We start from the raw sequence: 21,461 nt of genomic DNA on the forward strand, positions 1-21,461 counted from the left end.
CAGCCAGGCCTGATGCAACCATCTCTTGCAGCACTGGAAAACGCGTGGCCACACACGTTACACACCGTGCAGCCACTGCAGCCCTATCTCCAGGCCGCCGGCCACCAGTCGCGAATCAGATCCACCAGCTGGTCGGAGGTGACGCCGAACACGGCCACCGAGATCAATGCAGCTGCCCAGCCCACCAGCATCAACGCGCCATCGCGCTCGAGCAGGGCCAGCGCAAACAGCAGCAGGATCAATCCGAAAATGTAGTTGGTGAACGGGATCGGCAGCGTCAGCAAGATGCCGACCAGCACCAGCAGCAAGCCGGTGAACACCTGCGCCGGCATCCGGTCCAGCATGCCGTGCAGGCGCGGCTTGAGCAGGCGATCCAGGCGTTGCAGCGTCGGGCCCAATTTGGCCACGAAGCGCTGGCTGGTGCGACGGCGCGGCCCACGTTCGCCGATGAAGCGCGGCACCCACGGCTTGCGCAGGCAGCACATCATCTGCACGCCGATCAGCACCGTCAGCGGGCCGCTGATGCCGCCGGCCACGCCGGGAATCGGGATGAACGACGGCAGGATCGCCAGGAACAAAAACACCCCGAACGCGCTCTGCTGCAGGTCGGCCAGGATGTCGCGCACGCGCAGCACCTGTTCCGGGTCGCCGTCGCTGAAGGCCGCAAGCAGGCTGCGGATGCCTTCATTGCGGTAGCGCATCTGCTCGTCGCCGGAATCGTCGGATGGCGGCACGCCGTTATCCGACGATGTCATCGCTGTCCTCGTCGCCGATACGGCTCAGCAGCAGCTTGTCCACGCGCGCGCCATCCAGGTCCACGATCTCGATACGCCAGCCGGCCCAATCGAAGAATTCGCCGGCCTGCGGAATGCGCCCGAAGTAGTAGATGCACAGGCCTGCCAGCGTGTGGTAATCGCCTTCGTCGGCCTCCGGCAACTCTGCGCCAAGCACCTCGCGCAGCTCTTCCACCGGCAGCGAGCCATCGATCAGCAGCGAGCCGTCTGCGCGCGTCACCACCAGCGCATCTTCGTCGGTGTTTTCCACCGCCTGCAGCCGGCCGACCACCGCGCCCATCAGGTCGCTGATGGTCACCAGGCCGCGGATTTCGCCGTATTCGTCGACCACCAGCGCCATCGACTGCTGTTCTTCGCGAAAGATCTCCAGCAGCTTCATCGCGTGCGTGGATTCGGAGACGAACAAGGTGTCGCGCAGGGCCTGGAACAGATTTTCGCCGTGCCCGCCCAGGCGCGTGACCAGCGATTTGACTTCCAGCACGCCGGCAATGTCCTGGTCGCTGCCGCGGTATACCGGGTAACGCGAAAATTCGTGCTCGCGCATGACCGCGAAGTTACGCTCCGGCTCGGCGTTGGCATCCAGCCAGGCGATGCGGTTGCGCGGCGTCATCAGGCTGTCGGCGGTGCGGTCGCCCAGCCGCATCACGCGATTCATCATGTCGCGCTCGTGCGCGTCGATCACGCCGGCCTCGTGGCTTTCGGCCACCAGCATGCGGATCTCTTCTTCGGTCACCGACGCCGACTCGTCCTTGCCCATGCCCAGCATGCGCAGCACCAGCCGGGTGGAGCGCGCCAGCACCCACACCCCGGGTGCGGCAATTTTGGCCAGCCACGCCATCGGCACCGCGACCACCCCGGCAATGTCTTCGGAATTGCGCAGCGCCAGCCGCTTGGGTACCAGCTCGCCGAAAATCAGCGTCAGGAAGGTGATCAAGGCCACGGCCAGGGTGCTGCCGATCACCACCGAATAGGGCCGCGGCTTGCCGACCAGTTCGAACGAGGCCGACAACGCCGGGAACACGCCCTGCAGCCAGCTGGCAATGGCCTCACCGATCGCTTCGCCGCCGAACACGCCGGTCAGGATGCCGATCAGGGTGATGCCGATCTGCACCGTGGACAGGAAGTTTTCCGGGCTTTCGGCCAATGCCAGGGCGCGCGCGGCGCGCTTGCTGGAGCCGGCCATCTGCTTCAGGCGGCTCTTGCGCGAGGTCATCAACGACATCTCCGACATGGCGAAGAAGCCGTTCAACAGAATCAGTGCGACAACAATCAGAAACTCAACCACGGGCGTCTTCCCCGGTCAGTGAAGGGGAGGGCGGGGGAGCGCAGGGGCTACCGGCGGGCGCACAGGCCGGGCGGCAACACGGGGGGTTAGGGTCGTCTTCCATAGGGTGCGCCCGAAGGCGCGCGGGCATGTTACCAAACCACAGGGTGGTTCGAGCCGGGAAATGCCGATGTGAAGGCCGCTCCGGGCGCGAGATACCCAGAGAGGTCATGGAACGGTCATAATTCGCGCTTGGCGTCCGTCTCTCCCTCGACGGCAGGAAGTTGTCCACCCATGTTCTCGTTGCAGACCATCTTCGGTTCCGGCAAGCAGTTCTATTCGCTTCTGAACGAAGCGGCGCAGGCCGCCTACGACAGCACCAAGGCGTTGCACGCCATGATGCGCGCGTCCGACCGCCAACCCGCGCTGGACGCCTTCAAGCTGGCCCGCCTGCGCGAACGCGCCGCCTCCGACAAGATCGGCCAGGCGCTGGTGGACAGCTTCATGACCCCGATCGAGCGCGAAGACATCGAAGCGCTCGGCTCGGCGTTGTACAAGATTCCCAAGCAGGTCGAAAAGTTCGCCGACCGCTACTCGCTGGCGACCAAGCACCTGGAACACATCGACTTCGCCCCGCGCGCGGCGATGCTGGAGCAGGCCGCAGCGGTGGTGGTGGAAATGGTGGCCGACCTGCCGGACATGAACATCGACCGCATGACCGCGCTCAACGACAAGCTGCGCATGCTCGAAAACGAAGCCGACCGGCTGATGCTGGAGTTGTACCGCGACATCTATTCCGGCCGCCTGGACACGCTGCAGATGTTCCTGCTCAAGGAGTTCTTCGAGATCCTGGAAAAAGCCATCGACCGTTGCCGCGAGGCAGGGGTGGTGGTGTACCAGATCGTGTTGAAGAACAGCTGAGGTCGCCGCGTGCTTACCCTTGTTCTGGTGGTGATCCTGGCCGCGTTGGTGTTCGAGTTCATCAACGGCTTCCACGACACCGCCAACTCCATCGCCACGGTGGTCGCCACCAAGGTGCTCTCGCCCGGTTGGGCGGTGATGCTGGCCGCCGGCATGAACCTGATCGGCGCGCTGACCGGCACCGCCGTTGCACTGACCATTGCCTCGGGCCTGCTCAACACCAATGTGGTCGAAGTCACCCCGCAGGTGATCCTGTGCGCCTTGCTGGGCGGCATCATCTGGAACCTGATCACCTGGTGGAAGGGCCTGCCGTCCTCGTCCTCGCACGCCTTGATCGGTGGCCTGTGCGGCGCCGGCCTGGCCGCGGCGCACAACAACTGGGACGCGCTGATCTGGTCGGAAAACATCGGCAACTGGGCCAAGAACAAGGGCCTGTTGTGGAAGGTGTTCGTACCGATGATCACCTCGCCGATCGCCGGCTTTTTGCTCGGGATCGTGGTGATGCTGCTGCTGTGGGCGATCATCGCCGGCATGTCCAAGCTGGGCGGCCCGATCGGGCGGCTGGCGCGGCCGCGCTGGGTCAATGCGTTCTTCGGCAAGGCGCAGATCGCCTCGGCCGCGTACATGGGCTACGCGCACGGCCACAACGACGCGCAGAAGACCATGGGCATCATCGCCATGACCCTGATCGGCGCGCAGTCGGCCGGCGCGCTGGACGATCTGCCCAGCTGGCTGTCGTTCCTGCATCCGGGCACCGGCCTGGCCGCCGGCGACGGCATCCCGATGTGGATCGTGCTGACCTGCGCGGTGGTGATGGCCGCCGGCACTGCCTCCGGCGGCTGGAAGATCATCAAGACGCTCGGCCACAAGATGGTCAAGCTGCATCCCATCCACGGCTTTGCCGCCGAAACCAGCTCGGCGACGGTGCTTACCGTGGCTGCGCACTTCGGCATGCCGGTGTCGACCACGCACAGCATTTCCACCGCGATCATGGGCGTGGGCTTTGCCAAGAACCCGCGCTCGCTGCGCCTGGGCGTGATCGAGCGCATCGTCTGGGCCTGGATCCTGACCATCCCGGCCGCCGGCGGTGTGGCGTACCTGATCCTGATGCTGTTCGAGCTGCTTGGCTGGACCTGAGCCGGTGTCGCGGCGCGGTCACGCGCCGCTGTCACGCTGCGCTGTTATTGCGCTGGGGACCTGCCGTGACCGGGTCTGCCTGTGCGTGCTGAGTGAGAACCTTCCGCGATGATGCTTGCACTGGTGTGCGTGTTGTTCGGCTTGGCCTGGTTGATCGACCGTCGCGGCTTGCGTCGGTTCTCGCGTGTACTGGCCGGCGCAAGCCTGGTGTTGGTGTTCGCGGTCGGCTGCGGGCCGCTGCCATCGTGGATGCTGCAGAACCTGCAACGCACCGGGGTCAACGATTTCAATGGCTGGCGCGCGCGCAACGTCATCGTGCTGCTGGGCGCCGGTACCGTGCGTCCGGAAGGCCGCGATGCGGTGGCCGAGGCCAACATGTTCGCATATGGTCGTATCGTCGAATCGGCGCGGCTGTACCGGCAATGTCGCCGCAGCGGTGGCGATTGCAAGATCGAGATCAGCGGCGGCGACGCACGTGGCCTGGGCCTGTCGGAGGCGGTGGTGTATCAGCGCGTGCTGATCGGGCTGGGGATCGATCAGGCGGATCTGATCATGGAGCCGTCCAGCATGAACACCTGGCAGAACGCGCAGTTCAGTCAATCCTTGCTGCGCGCGCACCGGCCCGATCGCGTCGTGCTGGTGTCCTCGGCCACGCATCTGCGCCGCGCCGCGCTGTACTTCCGCCACTTCGGGATCGATGCCACTCCGGTGCGCGCCGACTGGCTGACCGCCACCTGGTCGATCCTGCCGCAGAGCTACAACTTCACCCTGGCCGATGTCGCCTTGCACGAATATCTGGGCATCGCGCGGTATCGGCTTTACCAGTGGTTGGGCTGGAACGTGAAGGCGACCGAGCCCGGCGCGGTCTAAAGCGTCACGACACGCTCGCTCCATTGCCGGAGGTCACCAGTACGTCCGGCGCTGCATGCGCTCAGCGCGTTTCGTACATCGCCTTGACGTCGCGACGGAACGCGGCCTGGCTGTCGGCGCGGTTGTAGAACATGTGACCACCCGGATACTCGCGCACTTGCACGCGCGTGGGGTCGCCCATCGCCGGCATCTGGTCCACGGTCAGCACCGAGCCCATGAACGGGCAGGAGAGATCGTTCCAGCCGTGCGCAATCAATACGCGCAGTTCCGGGTCGATGGCCACCGATTGGCGTAGTTGCGTTACCGCGCCCTTGCGCAGTTCGTCGTTCCAGTCCCACAGCTTGTTGACGTCGTAATTGAGCGCTTGATAACGCGCGTCGACCTTCCAGCCGACCACGCGGGTGACGAAGTCCACCATCGCGGTGGTGGTCGGCGCGATGATGCTGTCCAGCAGCGGGTCGTTGGCGCGTTGTTCGGCATCGTTGGGGAACGGGTCGAAGGCGGTCACGTTGGAGTCGTAACGGCTGCCCAGCTCGCCCTTGTCGCGAAACACCTCGCGCAGATACGCCTGGGTTTCCAGACGTCCGCCGGAACGCCGCACATACGCCGGGTCCAGCCCGGTCATGCGGGTCACCTGCCGCAGCATCGCTTCGGTCGCCTGCGGGTCGGTGCGTCCCTTCATCAACGCGACCGCGTAGTCGCCGCGCGTGTAGTCGATCACCTGGCGCATGGCGCTGTCGCTGAGCTGGCCCTGGCGCTCCAGATGCGCAGCAGCGATGGAGGGCAGTGTCAGCATCCACGCCAGCGGGGAAACATCGCCGTTGTCGTCCAGGGTCGGGTTGAGAAACGGCGACACCAGCACCACGCCGTTCATCGCCACGCCCAGCCGCGTCTGCAGGAAATGGGTGATGCGCGGGCCGCGGAAGCCGCCGTAGCTTTCGCCCACCAGATACTTGCGCGCCTGCAGGCGGCGATTCTTGAGCAGCCAGTCGTAGATCACGCGCGAGAGATATTCCACATCCGCCTGCGGGTTGTAGAACTGTTTCTTGGCATCGTCGTCGCCGATCAATGCGCGGCTGAAGCCGGTGCCCACCGGGTCGATGAAGACCAGGTCGGTGAAGTCCAGCCAGGTGCCCGGGTTGTCGCGCAGCGTTACCGGTGCCGACGCACTGTCGCCTTCGGCGCCGAAGCCGACAATCTTCGGCCCGATCGCGCCCATGTTGAGGTACACCGAGGAGGCGCCCGGCCCACCATTCAACGCGAAGGTCACCGGACGGTCATTGCCATCGACGGTGTAGGCGGTGAACACCACGTCGCCGGTGGTCTTGCCCTGCGCATCGCGTACCGGCAGCGTGCCGACCGTAGCGGTATAGCTCAGGCTGCGGCCGGCCACACGCGTGCTTTGGCGCACGCTGACATCAGCCGGCAGCGGTGCAGGCTTGGACGCCGACGCATCGGCTTTCTCCTCGCTGCTGGAGTCGCTTTGACGATCGTCTTTATCTGGCGCAGCTCCCAGCGCCGCCCCGCTGAGCAGGAGGCAGGCCAGCAGGCTTGCACGGAAAAGTAAGGGCATGAGCATCGACGCCGGAACAGGGGAGCGCTGATGCTAGGCCGCTGCAGAGCCCGGTGGATGTGCAGGAAGGCATGGATGGCGCGTTGACCGATGCAGCATGCTTGGCTTGGAGCCGGATGTGCTGCGGCAAGACGCCGTCTGACCTGAAAGGTGAGCTCTGCGCGGTCCGCTGAAACACGCATCGACCTAAAAAGAAGACCTATAACCCTCCCTTCTCCCTCCGGGAGAAGGTGCCCCGCAGGGGCGGATGAGGGCACGGGCGAAGCCGCGTGCGACTAATTCCACAGTGGCTTCGCCGCGTACCCCCACTGCAACCCCGCTATGGGCGCGGGCGCTTCAAGTCACGCGCGCCAATAGCGCGCCAGCCCTGCCTTTTCGCCCAGCAGGGGGAAGTGCCTTGAGCTTCTGACTTTTAGACTTCCAGCGACGCCAAATCGCCCTTGGTTTCCAGCCACTGCTTGCGGTCGCCGGCGCGCTTTTTCGCCAGCAGCATGTCCATCAGCGAACGGGTCTGTTCGCCGTCGTCGATGGTGAGCTGCACCAGCCGGCGCGTGTCCGGGTGGATGGTGGATTCGCGCAACTGCTGCGGGTTCATCTCGCCCAGGCCCTTGAAGCGGGTGACGCTGATCTGGCCCTTCATCTTCTCGCGCGCAATCTTGTCCAGCAGCGTGGTCTTTTCTTCTTCGTCCAGCGCGTAGAACACCTGCTTGCCCACGTCCACGCGGAACAGCGGCGGCATCGCCACGAACACATGGCCGGCCGCAACCAAGGCGGGGAAATGCTGCAAAAACAGCGCCGTCAACAGCGTGGCGATATGCAGGCCGTCGGAGTCCGCATCGGCCAGGATCACCACCTTGCCGTAGCGCAGCCCGGTGATGTCGTCCTTGCCCGGGTCGCAGCCGATCGCGATCGCCAGGTTATGCACTTCTTCCGAGGCCAGTACGCTGCCGGAGGCCACTTCCCAGGTGTTGAGGATCTTGCCGCGCAGCGGCAGGATCGCCTGGAAATCCTTGTCGCGCGCCTGCTTGGCCGAGCCGCCGGCAGAATCGCCTTCGACCAGGAACAGTTCGGTGCGCGACAGATCCTGGCTGATGCAATCGGCCAGTTTGCCGGGCAGGGCCGGGCCCTGGGTCACTTTCTTGCGGACGATCTGCTTTTCGGTCTTCAGCCGAGCACTGGCGCGGTCGATGGCGATCTGCGCGATCTTCTCGCCGATCTCCACGTTCTGATTCAGGTACAGGCTGAAGGCATCGTGCGCGGCGCCTTCGATGAAGCCGGCGGCCTGGCGCGACGACAGCCGCTCCTTGGTCTGCCCGGAGAACTGCGGGTCGGTCATCTTCAGGCTGAGCACGAAGGTGACGCGGTCCCACACATCTTCCGGCGCCAGCTTGACGCCACGCGGCAGCAGGTTGCGGAAATCGCAGAACTCGCGCAGCGCATCGGTCAGGCCCGAGCGCAGGCCGTTGACGTGGGTGCCGTGCTGCGCGGTGGGAATCAGGTTGACGTAGCTTTCCTGCACCAGCTCGCCTTCCGGCACCCAGGCCGCGGCCCAGTCGACGATCTCGGTGTCTTTCTTGAGGCTGCCCACGAACAGCTCGGCCGGCAGCATCTCGTGCTGGGCCATCTCGCCTTTCAGGTAATCGCGCAGGCCGTTTTCGAAGTGCCAGCTATCCTGCTCGCCGGTCGCTTCGTCATGCAGCTTGACGGTCAGCCCGGGGCACAGCACCGCCTTGGCGCGCAGCAGGTGGCGCAGTGCACGCACGTTGAATTTGGGCGTGTCGAAATACTTCGGGTCGGCCCAGAAACGCAGCCGCGTGCCGGTGTTCTTCTTGCCGACGGTGCCGACCACTTCCAGCTTGGACGCAGCGTTGCCGTCGCGGAACTCCATGCGGTGTTCGCTGCCTTCGCGCTTGATGAACAGCTCGACCTTGGTCGACAGCGCATTGACCACGCTCACGCCCACGCCATGCAGGCCGCCGGAGAAGGTGTAGTTGCGGTTGTTGAACTTGCCGCCGGCATGCAGCCGGGTCAGGATCAGTTCCACACCCGGAATCTTCTCTTCCGGATGGATGTCCACCGGCATGCCGCGGCCGTCGTCGGAGACTTCACAGCTGCCATCCTTGTACAGGGTGACCTCGACCTGCTTGGCGTGGCCGGCCAGTGCCTCGTCGACCGAGTTGTCGATCACTTCCTGCGCCAGATGGTTCGGGCGCGCAGTGTCGGTATACATGCCAGGACGGCGTTTGACCGGGTCCAGGCCCGACAGCACTTCAATATCGGCGGCGTTATAACGGGTGTTCATGCATCTCGTTGGCACGTGAAACGACGCGCAAGTGTGGGGGCTGGGCCGATTTTTTGCACGCGACAGGCGTTCAGTGCGGGGCCGGGTGGCACTGGCTACCCTGGCGTTGGTTTCGGAATGAAACGTCCCCACCTGAGGATGTCACCGAAGCCAAAGAGGACGCCATGAAGTTCAAGCACATCCTGATGCTCACCCTCGGTGCGGCCGCAGTCGCAGCGCTCCCCGCCATGGCCCAGGCAGCTCCGCAGCAGACCGGCCAGGGCGCCACCGCACAGAAGGCCGACGACGCGAAAGCCAAGAGCGAAGCCGAGCGCAAGGCCGAGCGGCGTGCCGCCGCTGCCGCGCAGAAGCCCAAGGCAGACAGCGCACCGCGCGAGGAAGAGGAAGAAGAGAAGCCTGCGCGCTGATTCTCCTGCGCACCAGGCATTCGATACATGGACGCCCCGGCTACGGTCGGGGCGTCTGCATTTGCGGCCTGCATGGCCGGCGTTTTTCAGTGTGGGATGACATCCTCGTCACACAACCCTTGGGCATTCGCCCATCACCCGCTAAACTATGGCTTTCCGGGAGGCTTCAAGCCCCATGACCCCCCTGATTTTCGTTACCGGCGGCGTAGTGTCCTCGCTAGGCAAGGGCATTGCCGCCGCTTCGCTTGCCTCCATTCTGGAAGCGCGTGGCCTCAAGGTCACGATGATGAAGCTGGACCCGTACATCAATGTGGACCCGGGCACGATGAGCCCGTTCCAGCATGGCGAGGTCTACGTCACCGACGACGGTGCTGAAACCGACCTGGACCTTGGCCACTACGAGCGCTACGTGCGCACGCGGCTGTCGCGCAAGAACTCGGTGACCACCGGCCGCATCTACGAGAACGTGATCCGCAAGGAGCGCCGCGGCGACTATCTGGGTGCCACCGTGCAGGTGATCCCGCATATCACCGACGAAATCCGCCGTTGCATCGACGAGGCCACGGCCGGCTTCGATGTGGCGTTGATCGAGATCGGCGGCACCGTCGGCGATATCGAATCGCTGCCGTTCCTGGAAGCGATCCGCCAGGTGCGCACCGAGCGTGGCGCCGAAAAGGCCATGTTCATGCACCTCACCCTGGTGCCGTACATCGCGGCGGCCGGTGAGTTGAAGACCAAGCCCACCCAGCATTCGGTCAAGGAACTGCGCTCGATCGGTATCCAGCCGGACGTGCTGCTGTGCCGCTCCGAACAGGCGGTGCCGGATTCGGAACGCCGCAAGATCGCCTTGTTCACCAACGTTTCCGAGCGCGCCGTGATCAGCTGCCCGGACATCGACGTGCTCTACGGCATGCCGCTGGAGTTGCTGCGCCAGGGCCTGGACGAGTTGGTCATCGACCAGTTCAAGCTGCGCGACAAGGTGGCTGCCGCCGATCTGTCCGAGTGGGCGGCGGTGGTGGATGCGGTCAAGCATCCGCTGGACGAGGTCAACATCGCCGTGGTCGGCAAATACGTCGATCACCAGGACGCTTACAAGTCGGTGGCCGAAGCGCTGCGTCATGGCGGCCTGCGTCAGCGCACCAAGGTCAACCTGAAGTGGCTGGAAGCGCAGGATCTGGAAGGCAGCGACATGGCCGCCTTGCAGGACATCGACGGCATTCTGGTGCCGGGTGGGTTTGGCGATCGCGGTTTCGAAGGCAAGGTGCAGACTTCCAGATACGCGCGTGAGCACAAGGTGCCGTACTTCGGCATCTGCTACGGCATGCAGGCGGCGGTGGTGGACTATGCGCGCCATGTCGCCGACCTGGACGCGGCCAACAGCACCGAGAACGATCGCCAGTCGCCGCATCCGGTGATCGGCCTGATCACCGAATGGCGCACCGCCACCGGCGAAGTCGAAAAGCGCGACGAGAAATCCGACCTGGGCGGCACCATGCGGCTGGGCTTGCAGGAGCAGCGGCTCAAGCCGGGCACGCTGGCGCGCGAGGTGTATGGCAAGGACGTGGTGGCCGAGCGGCATCGCCACCGCTACGAGTTCAACAACCGCTACCGCACCCAGCTGGAAGATGCCGGTCTGGTGATTTCCGGCAAGTCGATGGACGACACCCTGGTGGAAGTGGTCGAACTGCCGCGCGACGCGCACCCGTGGTTCCTGGCCTGCCAGGCACACCCGGAATTCTTGTCCACTCCGCGCGACGGGCACCCGTTGTTTATCGGCTTCGTGCGCGCCGCGCGCGAGAAGAAGGCGGGCGGCAAGTTGTTGAAGGAAGCGCGTGCGTGAGCTGTTCCTTCCGCTGTCGGGAGAAGGTGGCGCGAAGCGCCGGAGCGCCGTAACACGGCGGAAGATGACGGTCCTGATGAACGCGTCGCCACGCGCCTGCCAGGCAAACCATCTTGCTTCAGCAGTGCCTCGCAACCGTACCCTCACCCCAACCCCTCTCCCGACGGGAGAGGGGCTCTCAGATCCAAAACGGGTGGCGTCCGCCTTCTCCCACCGAGAGAAGATGCCCCGTAGGGGCGGATGAGGTTGCGCCGCAATGCACTGGAAGGTGGCAGCCATGACGAGCGCGTCGCTACGCGCCAGCCAGGGCAAACCACCATGCTTCAGTAGTACTTCGCAAACCATACCCTCACCCCAACCCCTCTCCCGATGGGAGAGGGGCTTCAATCAATAGGTGACCTGATGAAACTGTGTGACTTTGAAGTCGGCCTCGACCAGCCGTTGTTCCTGATCGCAGGCCCGTGCGTGATCGAGTCGATGCAGCTGCAGCTCGACGTGGCCGGCAAGCTCAAGGAGATCACCGGCAAGCTCGGGGTCAACTTCATCTTCAAGTCGAGCTTCGACAAGGCCAACCGCACCTCCGGCACCAGCTTCCGTGGCCCCGGCCTGGAAGAAGGCCTGAAGGTGCTGGACGCAGTGAAAAAGCAGATCGGCGTGCCGGTGCTCACCGACGTGCACGAATACACCCCGATGAACGAAGTGGCCGCCGTCGTCGATGTGCTGCAGACCCCGGCTTTTTTGGTACGCCAGACCGATTTCATCAAGAACGTCTGCGCTGCCGGCAAGCCGGTCAACATCAAGAAGGGCCAGTTCCTGGCGCCATGGGACATGAAGCCGGTGGTGGACAAGGCCAAGTCGACCGGCAACGAGCAGATCATGGTCTGCGAGCGTGGCGCCTCGTTTGGCTACAACAATCTGGTCAGCGACATGCGCTCGCTGAGCGTGATGCGCGACACCGGGTGCCCGGTGGTGTTCGATGCCACCCACTCGGTGCAGTTGCCGGGCGGGCAGGGCAGCAGCTCTGGTGGCCAGCGTGAATTCGTGCCGGTGCTGGCGCGCGCAGCGGTGGCGGTCGGTATTTCCGGCCTGTTCGCCGAAACCCATCCGGATCCGTCCAAGGCGCTGTCCGATGGCCCCAATGCGTGGCCGTTGGACCGCATGGAAGAGCTGCTCGAAACGCTGATGGAACTGGACGCCGTCACCAAGAAGCACGGGTTCGCGCGCTTCGCATGAGTTCCGACCCCTGGGCGGCGGCCGCGTTGCGCCGCCAGCGTCGGCACTGGCGGCAGTGGCCCTGGGGCTGGTTGGCGTTGGGTCTGTCGCTCGCTGCATGGGCCTGCCTGGCCGTCATGGCCTTCCTGGTGACCGCCAGCATCGGCATGCCGGGCGACGGCAACCATGCGATGCAGGCCACGCGCATTCCGATGTTTGTCACGCTGTTGGTAGGCGTGCTGGTGACGCTGGGCGGTCTTGTTGCCAGCCCGGTTGCGTTCTCGCTGCGTCGCCAGCCGGGTGCTGCCGCCATGGGCTTGGCGCTGCTGCTGCTCTTGCTACTGCTGTTTTGCTTGTCGCTGCTGGGCCTGAAGGCCTAGCTGCATAGTCTCGCCAGCCTGCCATGCATCCGGCTCCATGCGATTTGGCAATGGACCGGTGTGCAGCGATAATCCTGCAGCTTGTTTCCGGTGTCCTTCCCCCTTTACTGGTAACCGATCGACCTATGACCACTATCGCCAAGATCCTCGCCCGCGAAATCCTCGACTCCCGCGGCAATCCCACGCTGGAGGCCGAAGTCACGCTGGACGACGGCTCGTTCGGCCGCGCGGCCGTGCCCTCGGGCGCCTCGACCGGCACCAAGGAAGCGGTGGAGCTGCGCGATGGCGACAAGACCCGCTACCTGGGCAAGGGCGTGCGCCACGCGGTGGACAACGTCAACGGCACCATTGCCGAGACGCTGAAGAATTTCGATGCGGCCGACCAGCAGGGTCTGGACCGTCGCCTGATTGATCTGGACGGCACCGAGAACAAGGGCCGCCTGGGCGCCAACGCGCTGCTGGGCGTGTCGCTGGCCGCCGCGCATGCCGTAGCCGCCTCGCGCAAGCAGCCGTTGTGGCAGTACCTGTCCACCATCACCGAATCCGATGTGAAGCTGCCGGTGCCGATGATGAACATCATCAACGGCGGCGCACATGCCGACAACAACGTCGATTTCCAGGAGTTCATGGTGCTGCCGGTCGGCTGCAGCTCGTTCTCCGAAGCGCTGCGCGCAGGGACCGAAATCTTCCATTCGCTCAAGTCGGTGCTCAAGGGCCACGGCCTGAGCACGGCGGTGGGCGATGAAGGCGGTTTCGCACCCGACTTCCGCAGCAACGTCGAGGCGCTGGACACCATTCTCGAGGCGATCGGCAAGGCCGGTTACACCGCCGGCGAAGACATCCTGCTGGGCCTGGACGTGGCCTCCAGCGAGTTCTACGACAACGGCAAGTACAACCTGGTCGGCGAGAACAAGCGCCTGACCAGCGAGCAGTTCGTCGACTTCCTGGCCGACTGGGTGGCACAGTACCCGATCATCAGCATCGAAGACGGCCTGGCCGAAGACGACTGGGCCGGCTGGAAACTGCTGACCGACCGTGTCGGCAAGAAGGTGCAGCTGGTGGGCGACGATCTGTTCGTCACCAACCCGAAGATCTTCAAGCAGGGCATCGACTCGGGCACCGCCAACGCGATCCTGATCAAGGTCAACCAGATCGGCACGCTGACCGAAACGCTGGAAGCCATCGCCATGGCGCACGCAGCCAACTACGCCTCCATCGTCTCGCACCGCTCGGGCGAAACCGAAGACACCACCATCGCCGACATCGCCGTGGCCACCACCGCCACGCAGATCAAGACCGGCTCGCTGTGCCGCAGCGACCGCGTTGCCAAGTACAACCAGCTGCTGCGCATCGAGCAGGCATTGGGCTCCGGCGCGCGTTACGCCGGCCGCGACGCGTTCGTTTCGATCAAGCGATAAGCCGTGCGCAACTGGCGCTGGCTACTGCTGGTGCTGGCGGTGCTGCTGGCTTGGCTGCAGTACCGCTTCTGGTTCGGGCCTGGGAATTCCGGCGAAGTCATGATGCTGGAAGCCCAGGTCGCGCATCAGACACAGGACAACGAAGGTCTGCGCCAACGCAACCAGGCGTTGGCAGCAGAGGTGAAGGATTTGAAGGACGGCGAAGCGGCAATCGAGGAACGCGCACGCAGCGAGCTGGGCATGATCAAGCCGGGCGAAACGTTTTATCGCGTGGTCGAGGATGCGCCGCTGCCCGCACCTGCAGCACCTGAAACAGCGGCCCCCGCACAGCAAACGCCTGCCTCCGCCGATCCGGTAGACCATCCATGACCGGTTCGATCTGGGCCATCGTGCCGGCCGCTGGGCGCGGCACGCGGTTTGGCGGGCCGCTTCCCAAACAATATTTGCATGCCGGCGGTCAGCCATTGATGGCCTACACGCTGGCGGCGTTAGCCGCGCATCCGGCCGTAGCCGGCATCGTGGTGGCGATTGCCCCCGGCGATGCGGACTGGCCCGGCTGGACCGCCGTGCAGTCCAAACCGGTGTTGACCTGCCTGGGTGGCGCGACCCGCTCCGCCTCGGTGCTGTCTGGCTTGCTGGCATTGCCCGAGAGCGTGCGCGCCGACGATTTCGTGCTGGTGCACGATGCCGCACGGCCGAATCTGGCCCTGGCCGATCTGGACCGCCTGCTGGAAATCGGTCGCGGTGATCCGGTCGGTGCAATCCTGGCCGCACCGGTGCGCGACACGCTCAAGCGTGCCGGCGACGATGGCGGCATCGATGGCACCGAACCACGCGAACGCTTGTGGCGTGCGCTCACACCGCAACTGTTTCGTCGCCATCAACTGATCCGCGGGCTGACCGAAGCCGCGGCGGCTGGTGTGGACGTCACCGATGAAGCGATGGCGATGGAGCGGATGGGCTTGCGCCCATTGCTGGTGGAAGGCGCCGAAGACAACTTCAAGGTGACCACGCCGGTGGATCTGGCGCGCTTCGAATTTGAACTTGCCAATCGGGACCGGGGACCGGGGACCCGGGACCCGCTGCAATCCGGTTCAGAGAGTTCCGCCTCTGCTTTTCCCGGTCCCCGGTCCCTGGTCCCCGGTCCCGAAGAGATCTAACACTCCATGTCCTTCAATTTCCGAATCGGCCAAGGTTATGACGTGCATGCGTTCGGCCCTGGCGACCATGTGATGCTCGGCGGGGTGCGCGTGGCGCACAGTCACGGCGTACTCGCCCACAGCGATGGCGATGTGGTGTTGCACGCGCTGTGCGATGCGATGCTGGGCGCACTGGCGCTGGGCGACATCGGCCGGCACTTCCCGCCCTCCGACGAACGCTGGAAAGACGCCGACAGCGCGCAGTTCCTGCAGCATTGCGACGGCTTGCTGCGCGAGCGCGGCTGGCGCGTCGGCAATGCCGACATCACCGTGATCTGCGAGCGCCCCAAGGTCGGCCCGCACGCGCTGGCCATGCGCGAACGCATCGCCGGCCTGTTGGCGATCGAACTGGATGCGGTCAGCATCAAGGCCACCACCAGCGAACAGCTGGGCTTCACCGGCCGCGGCGAAGGCATCGCTGCACAGGCTGCGGTGTTGCTGGGCAGGATCGCTGCCTGACGGAGGACGAGTAAGGCAGCCGCGCCAACCACCAAGTCGGCGCGGCCGGTGCTCGGTAGCGCGTGCATCACACGTACGCCGTCGTAGCGCGCATCTCGTCCACGCGCATCTGACGACCACCGGCCAGGTTTTTCGCCGCATCCACTCGCATGCACACGGGCGCGTCTCGGCGTCGCAACGCGACACCACCGCGCCGAGGCCCTCGGCACACTGCGCACGATCTGTCGGCGCGAAGGTAATCACAGCATGAGCGATACCTCTTTTCTGCCGCGCGCACATGGCGCTGCAGTCCTCAGTGCGGTAATGCGCAGCACGCCCGAAGATTTCCAGGTCGATGAATTACCGGCCTTCGAGCCTTCGGGCGAAGGTGAGCATTTGTTGCTCACGGTGCGCAAGCGTGGCCAGAACACGGCCTATATCGCCAAGAGGCTCGCGCATTGGGCGGGCATCGCCGAGATGGGCGTCAGCTATGCGGGCCTGAAGGATCGTCATGCAGTGACCACCCAGCGCTTCAGTGTGCATCTGCCCAAGCGCATCGCACCGGATATCGCAGCGCTGGACGATGGCGAGATGCAGGTGGTCGACAGCACCTGGCACAACCGCAAGCTGCAACGCGGCGCGCTGCACGGCAACCGATTCGTGCTGACGCTGCGCCAGGTGCAAGGCGAGCGCGAGGCGATCGAGCAACGCTTGCAGGCAATTGCCGCACGCGGCATCCCCAACTGGTTCGGCGAACAGCGCTTCGGTCGCGATGGCGGCAACGTGGCGGCTGCGCTGGCGATGTTCGCCCATGTGCAAGCGGCCGATGGAACATTGTTGCCGGCGCCGGCATCGAAGCGGCGGCTGCGCAACGATCAACGCTCGATGCTGCTGTCGGCGGCGCGCTCGGCCTTGTTCAATCGCGTGCTCGGCGCACGCGTGGCGCAGGGCAGTTGGGATGGCGCGCTGGACGGCGAGGCATGGATGCTGGACGGCTCGCGCAGCGTTTTCGGCCCGGAGCCGTGGAGCGAGGCGCTGGCAGAGCGGCTGGCACGTTTCGATATCCATCCCAGTGGCCCATTGTGGGGCGCTGGCGCGTTGCGCTCGACCGATAAGGCGGCAGCGGTGGAGCAGGGCGCGTTGTCCGACCCGCAATCGGAAGCACTGCGCTTCGGCCTGGAAGCCGCAGGCTTGAAGCAGGAACGCCGCGCGTTGCGCTTGCGTGCGCAAGGTCTGGAGCACCGATGGCTGGAGGCGCAGACCCTGCAGCTCGAATTCGCGCTGCCACCTGGTTGCTACGCCACCGCAGTGCTGTGGGAATTGGGCGAGGTGTCCGACGCAGGGCGTTTCAATGCCGGCGTGCGCGCCGAAGAATGACGACATGCGGCCGCCGGTCGCTCGCATCGCGCAGCGCTCGATCGCGATCTAATGCCGTTGCTCGCGCAGGAACGGCCCTGGCCGCGACGGCCATCACCATAAGGCCGATAGTCGGGCCATTGACCGGGGGTGAGCTGCACAAGCCTGCCAAACAAGCATCACCCGCATCAATGCGACCCACACGGGCCAGGCGTTCCCGTGACCGCATCAACGCGCGCAATTGCACTTCTACGCCGCGCGTCATGCGCTCGCCGCAATCCGTCTAGCGCCGCGCCAGCAACACCAGCAGCGCGCCGGTGCCGCCCTGCGTGGGGGGCGCCGAATGAAATGCCAGCACGTCGTTGCGCTGACGCAGCAGGCGATCCATCAGGTTTTTCAACACCGGCGCGCCGTTGTCCGACTGCAGCCCCTTGCCGTGGATGATGCGCACGCAGCCATGTTCGTGCGCATGCGCTTCCTGCAGGAACTGGCGTAACAAGGCCTCGGCCTGCGTTGCGGTGGCACCGTGCAGATCCAGTTCGTCCTGTACCGAAAACTGCCCGCGCTTGAGCCGTTGAAACAATCGGGTGGGAAGATTCTCGCGCCGGTAACTGGCGGTGTCGCCGGCTTCCAGTGGCGCGCTGTCACGTAACAGGCGCGCAAATTCTGTGTGCGCTTGCGCCTCGTCGCGCTCGGCCATGCGCGCGCGTGGCTTGGGGCGCGGCTTGGCGTTGGCCGGTGGGGCGACTTCACGAATCGGCTTGACCGCGCCGATCGCTGCGCGGAACAACGCGCCGTCGTCTTCGTCTTCAGGGTGCGACATCACCACAGCGTACCCGGTTCAAGCGCAGACGCACGCGAAGATCAAGCGCGAAGGCGCAGGACGCATTCCGGTATCATGGCCGGGTTTTCCGAGGAGTCTCATGCGCGTACTGGTTAGCAACGACGACGGTGTCGACGCCCCCGGCATCCAGATATTGGCCGAGGCGCTGCGCCATGCCGGTCATGAGGTGATGGTGGTCGCGCCCGACCGCGACCGCTCCGGCGCCAGCAATTCGCTGACCCTGGATGTGCCGATCCGCACCCGCCGCATCGACGCGCAGACCTGCGCAGTGGCCGGCACGCCGACCGACTGCGTGCATCTGGCACTCACCGGCATGCTGGATTACGACCCGGACATCGTGGTCTCCGGCATCAACAACTCGGCCAATCTGGGCGACGATGTGATCTATTCGGGCACCGTGTCCGCCGCGATGGAAGGCCGTTTTCTGGGCCTGCCCGCGGTGGCGGTCTCGCTGGTGACGCATAACCACGAAGCGCATCACTACGAAACCGCCGCGCGCGCTGCGGTAGAGATCGTGGCGCGCCTGAAGTCCGACCCCTTGCCTGCCGACACCATTCTCAACGTCAATGTGCCGGATCTGGCCTGGTCGGCAGTGCTCGGATTCGAAGTGACCCGGCTCGGCAATCGCCACCGGTCCGAACCGTGCGTGCCGCAGCGCGATCCGCGCGGCCGTACCGTCTACTGGGTCGGCCCGGCCGGGCCGGAGCAGGACGCCGGCGCTGGCACCGATTTCCATGCCGTGCGCACCGGGCATATCTCGATCACGCCGATCCACGTCGATCTCACCCGCTATCAGGCGCTGGAGACGGTGGCCGGTTGGGTCGGTGGGCTGACCGCCTCGCTGGATGCACCGGCATGACGCCGAGGCTGCGCATGCTGCAACCGGAATCGGTCGGCATCGGCATGACCTCGCAACGCGTGCGCGACCGCCTGGTCGAGCGGCTGCGCGAGGCCGGCATCCAGGACGAGGCCACGCTCAATGCCATGCGCACCGTGCCGCGCCATCTGTTCATCGATGAGGCGCTGGCCTCGCGCGCCTACGAAGACACCGCGCTGCCGATCGGCCACGGCCAGACCATCTCCCAGCCCTGGGTGGTGGCGCGCATGACCGAGGCCGTGCTGCAGGTGGCACCGACCAAGGTGCTCGAAGTAGGCACCGGCTCCGGCTACCAGGGCGCGATCCTGGCCGCGTTGGGGCTGGAGGTGTACACCGTCGAGCGCATCGGCGACCTGCTGCGGCAGGCGCGCAAGCGCTTCCGGCATCTGGGCATGAACGTGCGCAGCAAGCACGACGATGGCCGCATCGGCTGGCCCGAGCATGGGCCCTACGACGCCATCGTGGTGACCGCTGCGGCACCGGCGCTGGTCGATGCCCTGGTGGATCAACTGGCGGTCGGCGGGCGCCTGGTCGCCCCGGTCGGTGGCGCCTCGTCGCAATCGTTGGTGCAGCTCACCCGCGGGGCCGATGGCACGATCGAACAACAGGTTCTGGCCCCGGTCACGTTCGTCCCGCTGTTGTCGGGCATGCTGGATTGATCCCATGAGAGTTCCTCGATGAAGATTTTCGGGCCGTTGTACGACGTGGCCATCCGTTGGTCGCGTCATCGCCGCGCACCGGCGCTGTTGACCGGCCTCAGCTTCGTGGAGGGCTTCATCTTTCCGGTGCCGCCGGAAGTGATGCTGGCGCCGATGTCGCTGGCCGAACCCAAACGCGCGCTATGGTTTGCAACCTTGAGCCTGCTGGGCTCGATCTGCGGTGCATTGGTCGGTTATCTGCTGGGCCATTTCGCGTTTGCGGCATTGCAGCCGTTGATCGAATGGCTGGGCTGGAGCGCAAAGATCCAGACGCAGATCGAAACTTTGCGCGCGCTGGTGGCCGAGTCGCCGTGGAAGGCGTTCTGGGCACTGGTGCTGGTCGGCTTCACGCCGATCCCGCTGAAGATCTTTACCTGGGCTTCGGGCGTGGTCGGCGTGCCGATCCTGCCGTTCATCGCCAGCATGCTGGTCGGTCGCGGCAAGCGCGTGTATCTGGTTGCAGGTGCGATCCGCCTGGGCGGTGCGCGTGCCGAGGCGGCGCTGCACCGCTGGATCGAGCCGTTGGGATGGGTGGCAATGGCGGTGCTGGCAGTCGGCGCAGGGTGGCTGGTGTGGAAAACAACGAACGGATGAGCAAGTTGCAAATGAATTCGGTACGTAAGACAGCAGTCATGCTCCTGGTCGCAGCCGGCCTCACTGCCTGCAGCAGTGCCACGGTGGTGCGTTCGCCTGGAGCTGGCGGTGGTGCGGCATCCTCGCGTCCAAACGCGGCGCCACGGCCATCGGTGCCGCGCCCGGGTGCGACGGTGACCGTCCAGCGCGGCGACACGCTCTATGCCATCTCGCGCCGGACCAACATCACTGCGCCGGACCTGGCCGCCTGGAACGGGCTGTCCTCACCGAACACCATCTATCCCGGCCAGACCCTCAAGTTGTACCCGGGCGGTGCCAGCAAGCCGGGTGCCAGCGCACCGGTTGCCGGCACCGTGGTTCCGCCGCGTCCGGCCGCGCCGATCGTCGCACCGGTCAGCAGCGGGTTCCCGTGGCGCTGGCCGGCCGATGGCGTGGTGGTCGGCACCTTCGTCACCGGCGAAACCACCAAGCAGGGCGTGGACATTGCCGGCGCCAGCGGCCAGGCCGTGCGCGCTGCCGCCGATGGCGTGGTGGTGTATTCCGGCGCCGGCCTGGTCGGCTATGGCGAGCTGATCATCATCAAGCACAATGACCAGTGGTTATCCGCGTACGGGCACAACCGCAAGCGCCTGCTCAACGAGGGACAGAGCGTCAAGGCTGGCCAGCAGATCGCCGAAATGGGCCGCAGCGGCGCAGCGCGCGACATGTTGCACTTCGAGATCCGCTACAACGGCAAGCCGGTGGATCCGCTGCTGTATTTGCCGAAAAAGTGATTGGGGAGTCGGGATTCGGTATTCGCAACAGCCCTGGGATGTTCGTACCGGGGCAGGGAGCGCGTTTTTCGCCTTGGCAGTTGGCCGCCAATTGACGCATTGGTCCGTTAAACGCGCAGCCTTGCTAAAGCCCGCTCCTACCAATCCCCACTCCCGATTCCCACATCCCGCCTCAACCCATCAGCCCGGCAACACCATCGCCAACGCGACCCGGCGGCCTTCGCTGGCCAGCACGTTGTAGGTGCGTGCGGCGGCGGCGTTGGTCATCGCTTCCAGGCCGATGCCGCGGGTCAGGCAGGCCGCCAGAACCTCGGTCTTCGGAAACTGCTGACGCTCGCCGGTGCCGAGCAGGATCACTGCCGGGCTGAGCGCCAGCACTGCGTCCATATCGCTCGCCTGGAGTTGCTCCAGGGATTGCACCGGCCAACGCTCCACCAGCTCGTCCGGCATCAGGATGAAGCTCTGCTGCAGAATCTGGTCGTTCACCTTCGCATGGCGGCCATCGGCCGCGCGCAGCGCATAGGCGTAATCGGGGTGTTCCTGACTTAAGGGCATGACGAACTC

The 21,461-nt window shown here is 65.3% G+C and carries 22 protein-coding genes; 16 read left to right on the top strand and 6 right to left on the bottom strand.

Translation table 11 applies throughout. The annotated features are described in order from the left end of the window. Positions 1-83: 83 nt before the first annotated feature. Positions 84-755, bottom strand: coding sequence for an exopolysaccharide biosynthesis protein (locus M3O59_RS08455; RefSeq protein WP_064628707.1), 672 nt, complete (start codon positions 753-755; stop codon positions 84-86). Next, on the bottom strand, positions 739-2,079 hold the full coding sequence (locus tag M3O59_RS08460) for a hemolysin family protein (RefSeq protein WP_064628709.1): 1,341 nt from the start codon (positions 2,077-2,079) through the stop codon (positions 739-741). The genes M3O59_RS08455 and M3O59_RS08460 overlap by 17 nt, the downstream gene beginning before the upstream one ends. A 273-nt stretch (positions 2,080-2,352) precedes the next feature. On the opposite strand from M3O59_RS08460, the gene M3O59_RS08465 reads away from it, so the two are divergent. The 3 genes from M3O59_RS08465 to M3O59_RS08475 all read left to right on the top strand — a co-directional run bounded on the left by M3O59_RS08465 (position 2,353) and on the right by M3O59_RS08475 (position 4,986). After that, positions 2,353-2,979 (top strand): DUF47 domain-containing protein, encoded by a 627-nt coding sequence (locus M3O59_RS08465; protein ID WP_064628711.1) that lies wholly within the window; start codon positions 2,353-2,355, stop codon positions 2,977-2,979. A gap of 9 nt (positions 2,980-2,988) precedes the next feature. Next, positions 2,989-4,116: an inorganic phosphate transporter gene (locus M3O59_RS08470; protein WP_116906254.1), complete on the top strand. Its 1,128-nt coding sequence runs from the start codon at positions 2,989-2,991 to the stop codon at positions 4,114-4,116. A gap of 108 nt (positions 4,117-4,224) precedes the next feature. Beyond that, positions 4,225-4,986: a YdcF family protein gene (locus tag M3O59_RS08475; protein ID WP_116906255.1), complete on the top strand. Its 762-nt coding sequence runs from the start codon at positions 4,225-4,227 to the stop codon at positions 4,984-4,986. Between the two features lie 61 nt (positions 4,987-5,047). On the opposite strand, the gene M3O59_RS08480 is transcribed toward M3O59_RS08475, so the two are convergent. Together M3O59_RS08480 and parE are read right to left on the bottom strand one after the other, a co-directional pair. After that, the gene (locus M3O59_RS08480) at positions 5,048-6,559 is read right to left on the bottom strand and encodes a S10 family peptidase (RefSeq protein WP_116906274.1); all 1,512 of its coding nucleotides are present in this window, start codon (positions 6,557-6,559) and stop codon (positions 5,048-5,050) included. 412 nt (positions 6,560-6,971) lie between these two features. Next, positions 6,972-8,861 carry a DNA topoisomerase IV subunit B gene (gene parE / locus M3O59_RS08485; RefSeq protein WP_064628717.1) on the bottom strand — a complete coding sequence of 630 codons (1,890 nt, stop codon included), beginning with the start codon at positions 8,859-8,861 and terminating at the stop codon, positions 6,972-6,974. A 164-nt stretch (positions 8,862-9,025) separates the two neighbouring features. Between parE and M3O59_RS08490 the strand changes: the two genes are divergently transcribed. The 9 genes from M3O59_RS08490 (at position 9,026) to truD (ending at position 17,132) form a co-directional block, all read left to right on the top strand. Continuing rightward, positions 9,026-9,268 (top strand): hypothetical protein, encoded by a 243-nt coding sequence (locus M3O59_RS08490; RefSeq protein WP_064628719.1) that lies wholly within the window; start codon positions 9,026-9,028, stop codon positions 9,266-9,268. A gap of 175 nt (positions 9,269-9,443) precedes the next feature. Then, positions 9,444-11,108 (top strand): CTP synthase, encoded by a 1,665-nt coding sequence (locus tag M3O59_RS08495; protein ID WP_064628721.1) that lies wholly within the window; start codon positions 9,444-9,446, stop codon positions 11,106-11,108. A gap of 402 nt (positions 11,109-11,510) precedes the next feature. After that, positions 11,511-12,341, top strand: coding sequence for a 3-deoxy-8-phosphooctulonate synthase (kdsA, locus tag M3O59_RS08500; protein WP_008571228.1), 831 nt, complete (start codon positions 11,511-11,513; stop codon positions 12,339-12,341). After that, on the top strand, positions 12,338-12,700 hold the full coding sequence (locus tag M3O59_RS08505) for a hypothetical protein (protein WP_095522201.1): 363 nt from the start codon (positions 12,338-12,340) through the stop codon (positions 12,698-12,700). Before kdsA ends, M3O59_RS08505 begins: the two co-directional genes overlap by 4 nt. Positions 12,701-12,825: 125 nt before the next feature. After that, complete coding sequence (gene eno, locus M3O59_RS08510) at positions 12,826-14,118, top strand: phosphopyruvate hydratase (RefSeq protein ID WP_116906256.1); 1,293 nt, start codon at positions 12,826-12,828, stop codon at positions 14,116-14,118. A 3-nt stretch (positions 14,119-14,121) separates the two neighbouring features. Further along, a complete protein-coding gene (gene ftsB, locus M3O59_RS08515; RefSeq protein WP_064628724.1) occupies positions 14,122-14,487 on the top strand; it encodes a cell division protein FtsB in 366 nt (121 codons plus the stop codon). Beyond that, the gene (gene ispD, locus M3O59_RS08520) at positions 14,484-15,278 is read left to right on the top strand and encodes a 2-C-methyl-D-erythritol 4-phosphate cytidylyltransferase (protein ID WP_116906257.1); all 795 of its coding nucleotides are present in this window, start codon (positions 14,484-14,486) and stop codon (positions 15,276-15,278) included. The genes ftsB and ispD overlap by 4 nt, the downstream gene beginning before the upstream one ends. Positions 15,279-15,284: 6 nt before the next feature. Beyond that, entirely contained in the window at positions 15,285-15,776 is a 492-nt protein-coding gene (gene ispF / locus M3O59_RS08525) for a 2-C-methyl-D-erythritol 2,4-cyclodiphosphate synthase (RefSeq protein ID WP_064628728.1), read from the top strand. Positions 15,777-16,022: 246 nt separating this feature from the next. Continuing rightward, positions 16,023-17,132 (top strand): tRNA pseudouridine(13) synthase TruD, encoded by a 1,110-nt coding sequence (gene truD, locus M3O59_RS08530; protein WP_116906258.1) that lies wholly within the window; start codon positions 16,023-16,025, stop codon positions 17,130-17,132. A gap of 262 nt (positions 17,133-17,394) precedes the next feature. Here truD and M3O59_RS08535 read toward each other — a convergent pair whose 3' ends face one another. Next, entirely contained in the window at positions 17,395-17,934 is a 540-nt protein-coding gene (locus M3O59_RS08535; protein ID WP_181920600.1) for a Smr/MutS family protein, read from the bottom strand. 100 nt (positions 17,935-18,034) lie between these two features. Between M3O59_RS08535 and surE the strand changes: the two genes are divergently transcribed. From surE to M3O59_RS08555, 4 genes are read left to right on the top strand one after another with little or no spacing between them, the layout of a single operon-like run. Then, positions 18,035-18,814, top strand: coding sequence for a 5'/3'-nucleotidase SurE (surE, locus tag M3O59_RS08540; protein WP_064628734.1), 780 nt, complete (start codon positions 18,035-18,037; stop codon positions 18,812-18,814). Continuing rightward, a complete protein-coding gene (locus M3O59_RS08545; protein ID WP_064628736.1) occupies positions 18,811-19,491 on the top strand; it encodes a protein-L-isoaspartate(D-aspartate) O-methyltransferase in 681 nt (226 codons plus the stop codon). Before surE ends, M3O59_RS08545 begins: the two co-directional genes overlap by 4 nt. An 18-nt stretch (positions 19,492-19,509) precedes the next feature. Beyond that, positions 19,510-20,124 (top strand): YqaA family protein, encoded by a 615-nt coding sequence (locus M3O59_RS08550; RefSeq protein ID WP_064628738.1) that lies wholly within the window; start codon positions 19,510-19,512, stop codon positions 20,122-20,124. Further along, on the top strand, positions 20,121-20,897 hold the full coding sequence (locus M3O59_RS08555; protein ID WP_064628740.1) for a peptidoglycan DD-metalloendopeptidase family protein: 777 nt from the start codon (positions 20,121-20,123) through the stop codon (positions 20,895-20,897). Before M3O59_RS08550 ends, M3O59_RS08555 begins: the two co-directional genes overlap by 4 nt. Before the next feature lie 180 nt (positions 20,898-21,077). Here the strand turns inward: M3O59_RS08555 and M3O59_RS08560 are convergent, their stop codons facing one another. After that, entirely contained in the window at positions 21,078-21,452 is a 375-nt protein-coding gene (locus tag M3O59_RS08560) for an Mth938-like domain-containing protein (protein ID WP_064628742.1), read from the bottom strand. Between the last annotated feature and the right edge of the window lie 9 nt (positions 21,453-21,461).

Origin of the sequence: Xanthomonas nasturtii (genome assembly GCF_023337365.3) — a bacterium.
Classification (GTDB): domain Bacteria; phylum Pseudomonadota; class Gammaproteobacteria; order Xanthomonadales; family Xanthomonadaceae; genus Xanthomonas; species Xanthomonas nasturtii.

Excerpts from the sequence above, each read along its gene's own strand:
- parE (WP_064628717.1), bottom strand. The coding sequence starts at position 8,861 with ATGAACACCCGTTATAACGCCGCCGATATTGAAGTGCTGTCGGGCCTG.
- ispD (WP_116906257.1), top strand. The coding sequence starts at position 14,484 with ATGACCGGTTCGATCTGGGCCATCGTGCCGGCCGCTGGGCGCGGCACG.
- surE (WP_064628734.1), top strand. The coding sequence starts at position 18,035 with ATGCGCGTACTGGTTAGCAACGACGACGGTGTCGACGCCCCCGGCATC.
- M3O59_RS08505 (WP_095522201.1), top strand. The coding sequence starts at position 12,338 with ATGAGTTCCGACCCCTGGGCGGCGGCCGCGTTGCGCCGCCAGCGTCGG.
- M3O59_RS08495 (WP_064628721.1), top strand. The coding sequence starts at position 9,444 with ATGACCCCCCTGATTTTCGTTACCGGCGGCGTAGTGTCCTCGCTAGGC.
- kdsA (WP_008571228.1), top strand. The coding sequence starts at position 11,511 with ATGAAACTGTGTGACTTTGAAGTCGGCCTCGACCAGCCGTTGTTCCTG.
- M3O59_RS08545 (WP_064628736.1), top strand. The coding sequence starts at position 18,811 with ATGACGCCGAGGCTGCGCATGCTGCAACCGGAATCGGTCGGCATCGGC.
- M3O59_RS08455 (WP_064628707.1), bottom strand. The coding sequence starts at position 755 with ATGACATCGTCGGATAACGGCGTGCCGCCATCCGACGATTCCGGCGAC.
- ispF (WP_064628728.1), top strand. The coding sequence starts at position 15,285 with ATGTCCTTCAATTTCCGAATCGGCCAAGGTTATGACGTGCATGCGTTC.
- eno (WP_116906256.1), top strand. The coding sequence starts at position 12,826 with ATGACCACTATCGCCAAGATCCTCGCCCGCGAAATCCTCGACTCCCGC.
- truD (WP_116906258.1), top strand. The coding sequence starts at position 16,023 with ATGAGCGATACCTCTTTTCTGCCGCGCGCACATGGCGCTGCAGTCCTC.
- M3O59_RS08490 (WP_064628719.1), top strand. The coding sequence starts at position 9,026 with ATGAAGTTCAAGCACATCCTGATGCTCACCCTCGGTGCGGCCGCAGTC.
- M3O59_RS08550 (WP_064628738.1), top strand. The coding sequence starts at position 19,510 with ATGAAGATTTTCGGGCCGTTGTACGACGTGGCCATCCGTTGGTCGCGT.
- M3O59_RS08465 (WP_064628711.1), top strand. The coding sequence starts at position 2,353 with ATGTTCTCGTTGCAGACCATCTTCGGTTCCGGCAAGCAGTTCTATTCG.
- M3O59_RS08480 (WP_116906274.1), bottom strand. The coding sequence starts at position 6,559 with ATGCCCTTACTTTTCCGTGCAAGCCTGCTGGCCTGCCTCCTGCTCAGC.
- M3O59_RS08475 (WP_116906255.1), top strand. The coding sequence starts at position 4,225 with ATGATGCTTGCACTGGTGTGCGTGTTGTTCGGCTTGGCCTGGTTGATC.
- M3O59_RS08555 (WP_064628740.1), top strand. The coding sequence starts at position 20,121 with ATGAGCAAGTTGCAAATGAATTCGGTACGTAAGACAGCAGTCATGCTC.
- M3O59_RS08535 (WP_181920600.1), bottom strand. The coding sequence starts at position 17,934 with ATGTCGCACCCTGAAGACGAAGACGACGGCGCGTTGTTCCGCGCAGCG.
- M3O59_RS08560 (WP_064628742.1), bottom strand. The coding sequence starts at position 21,452 with ATGCCCTTAAGTCAGGAACACCCCGATTACGCCTATGCGCTGCGCGCG.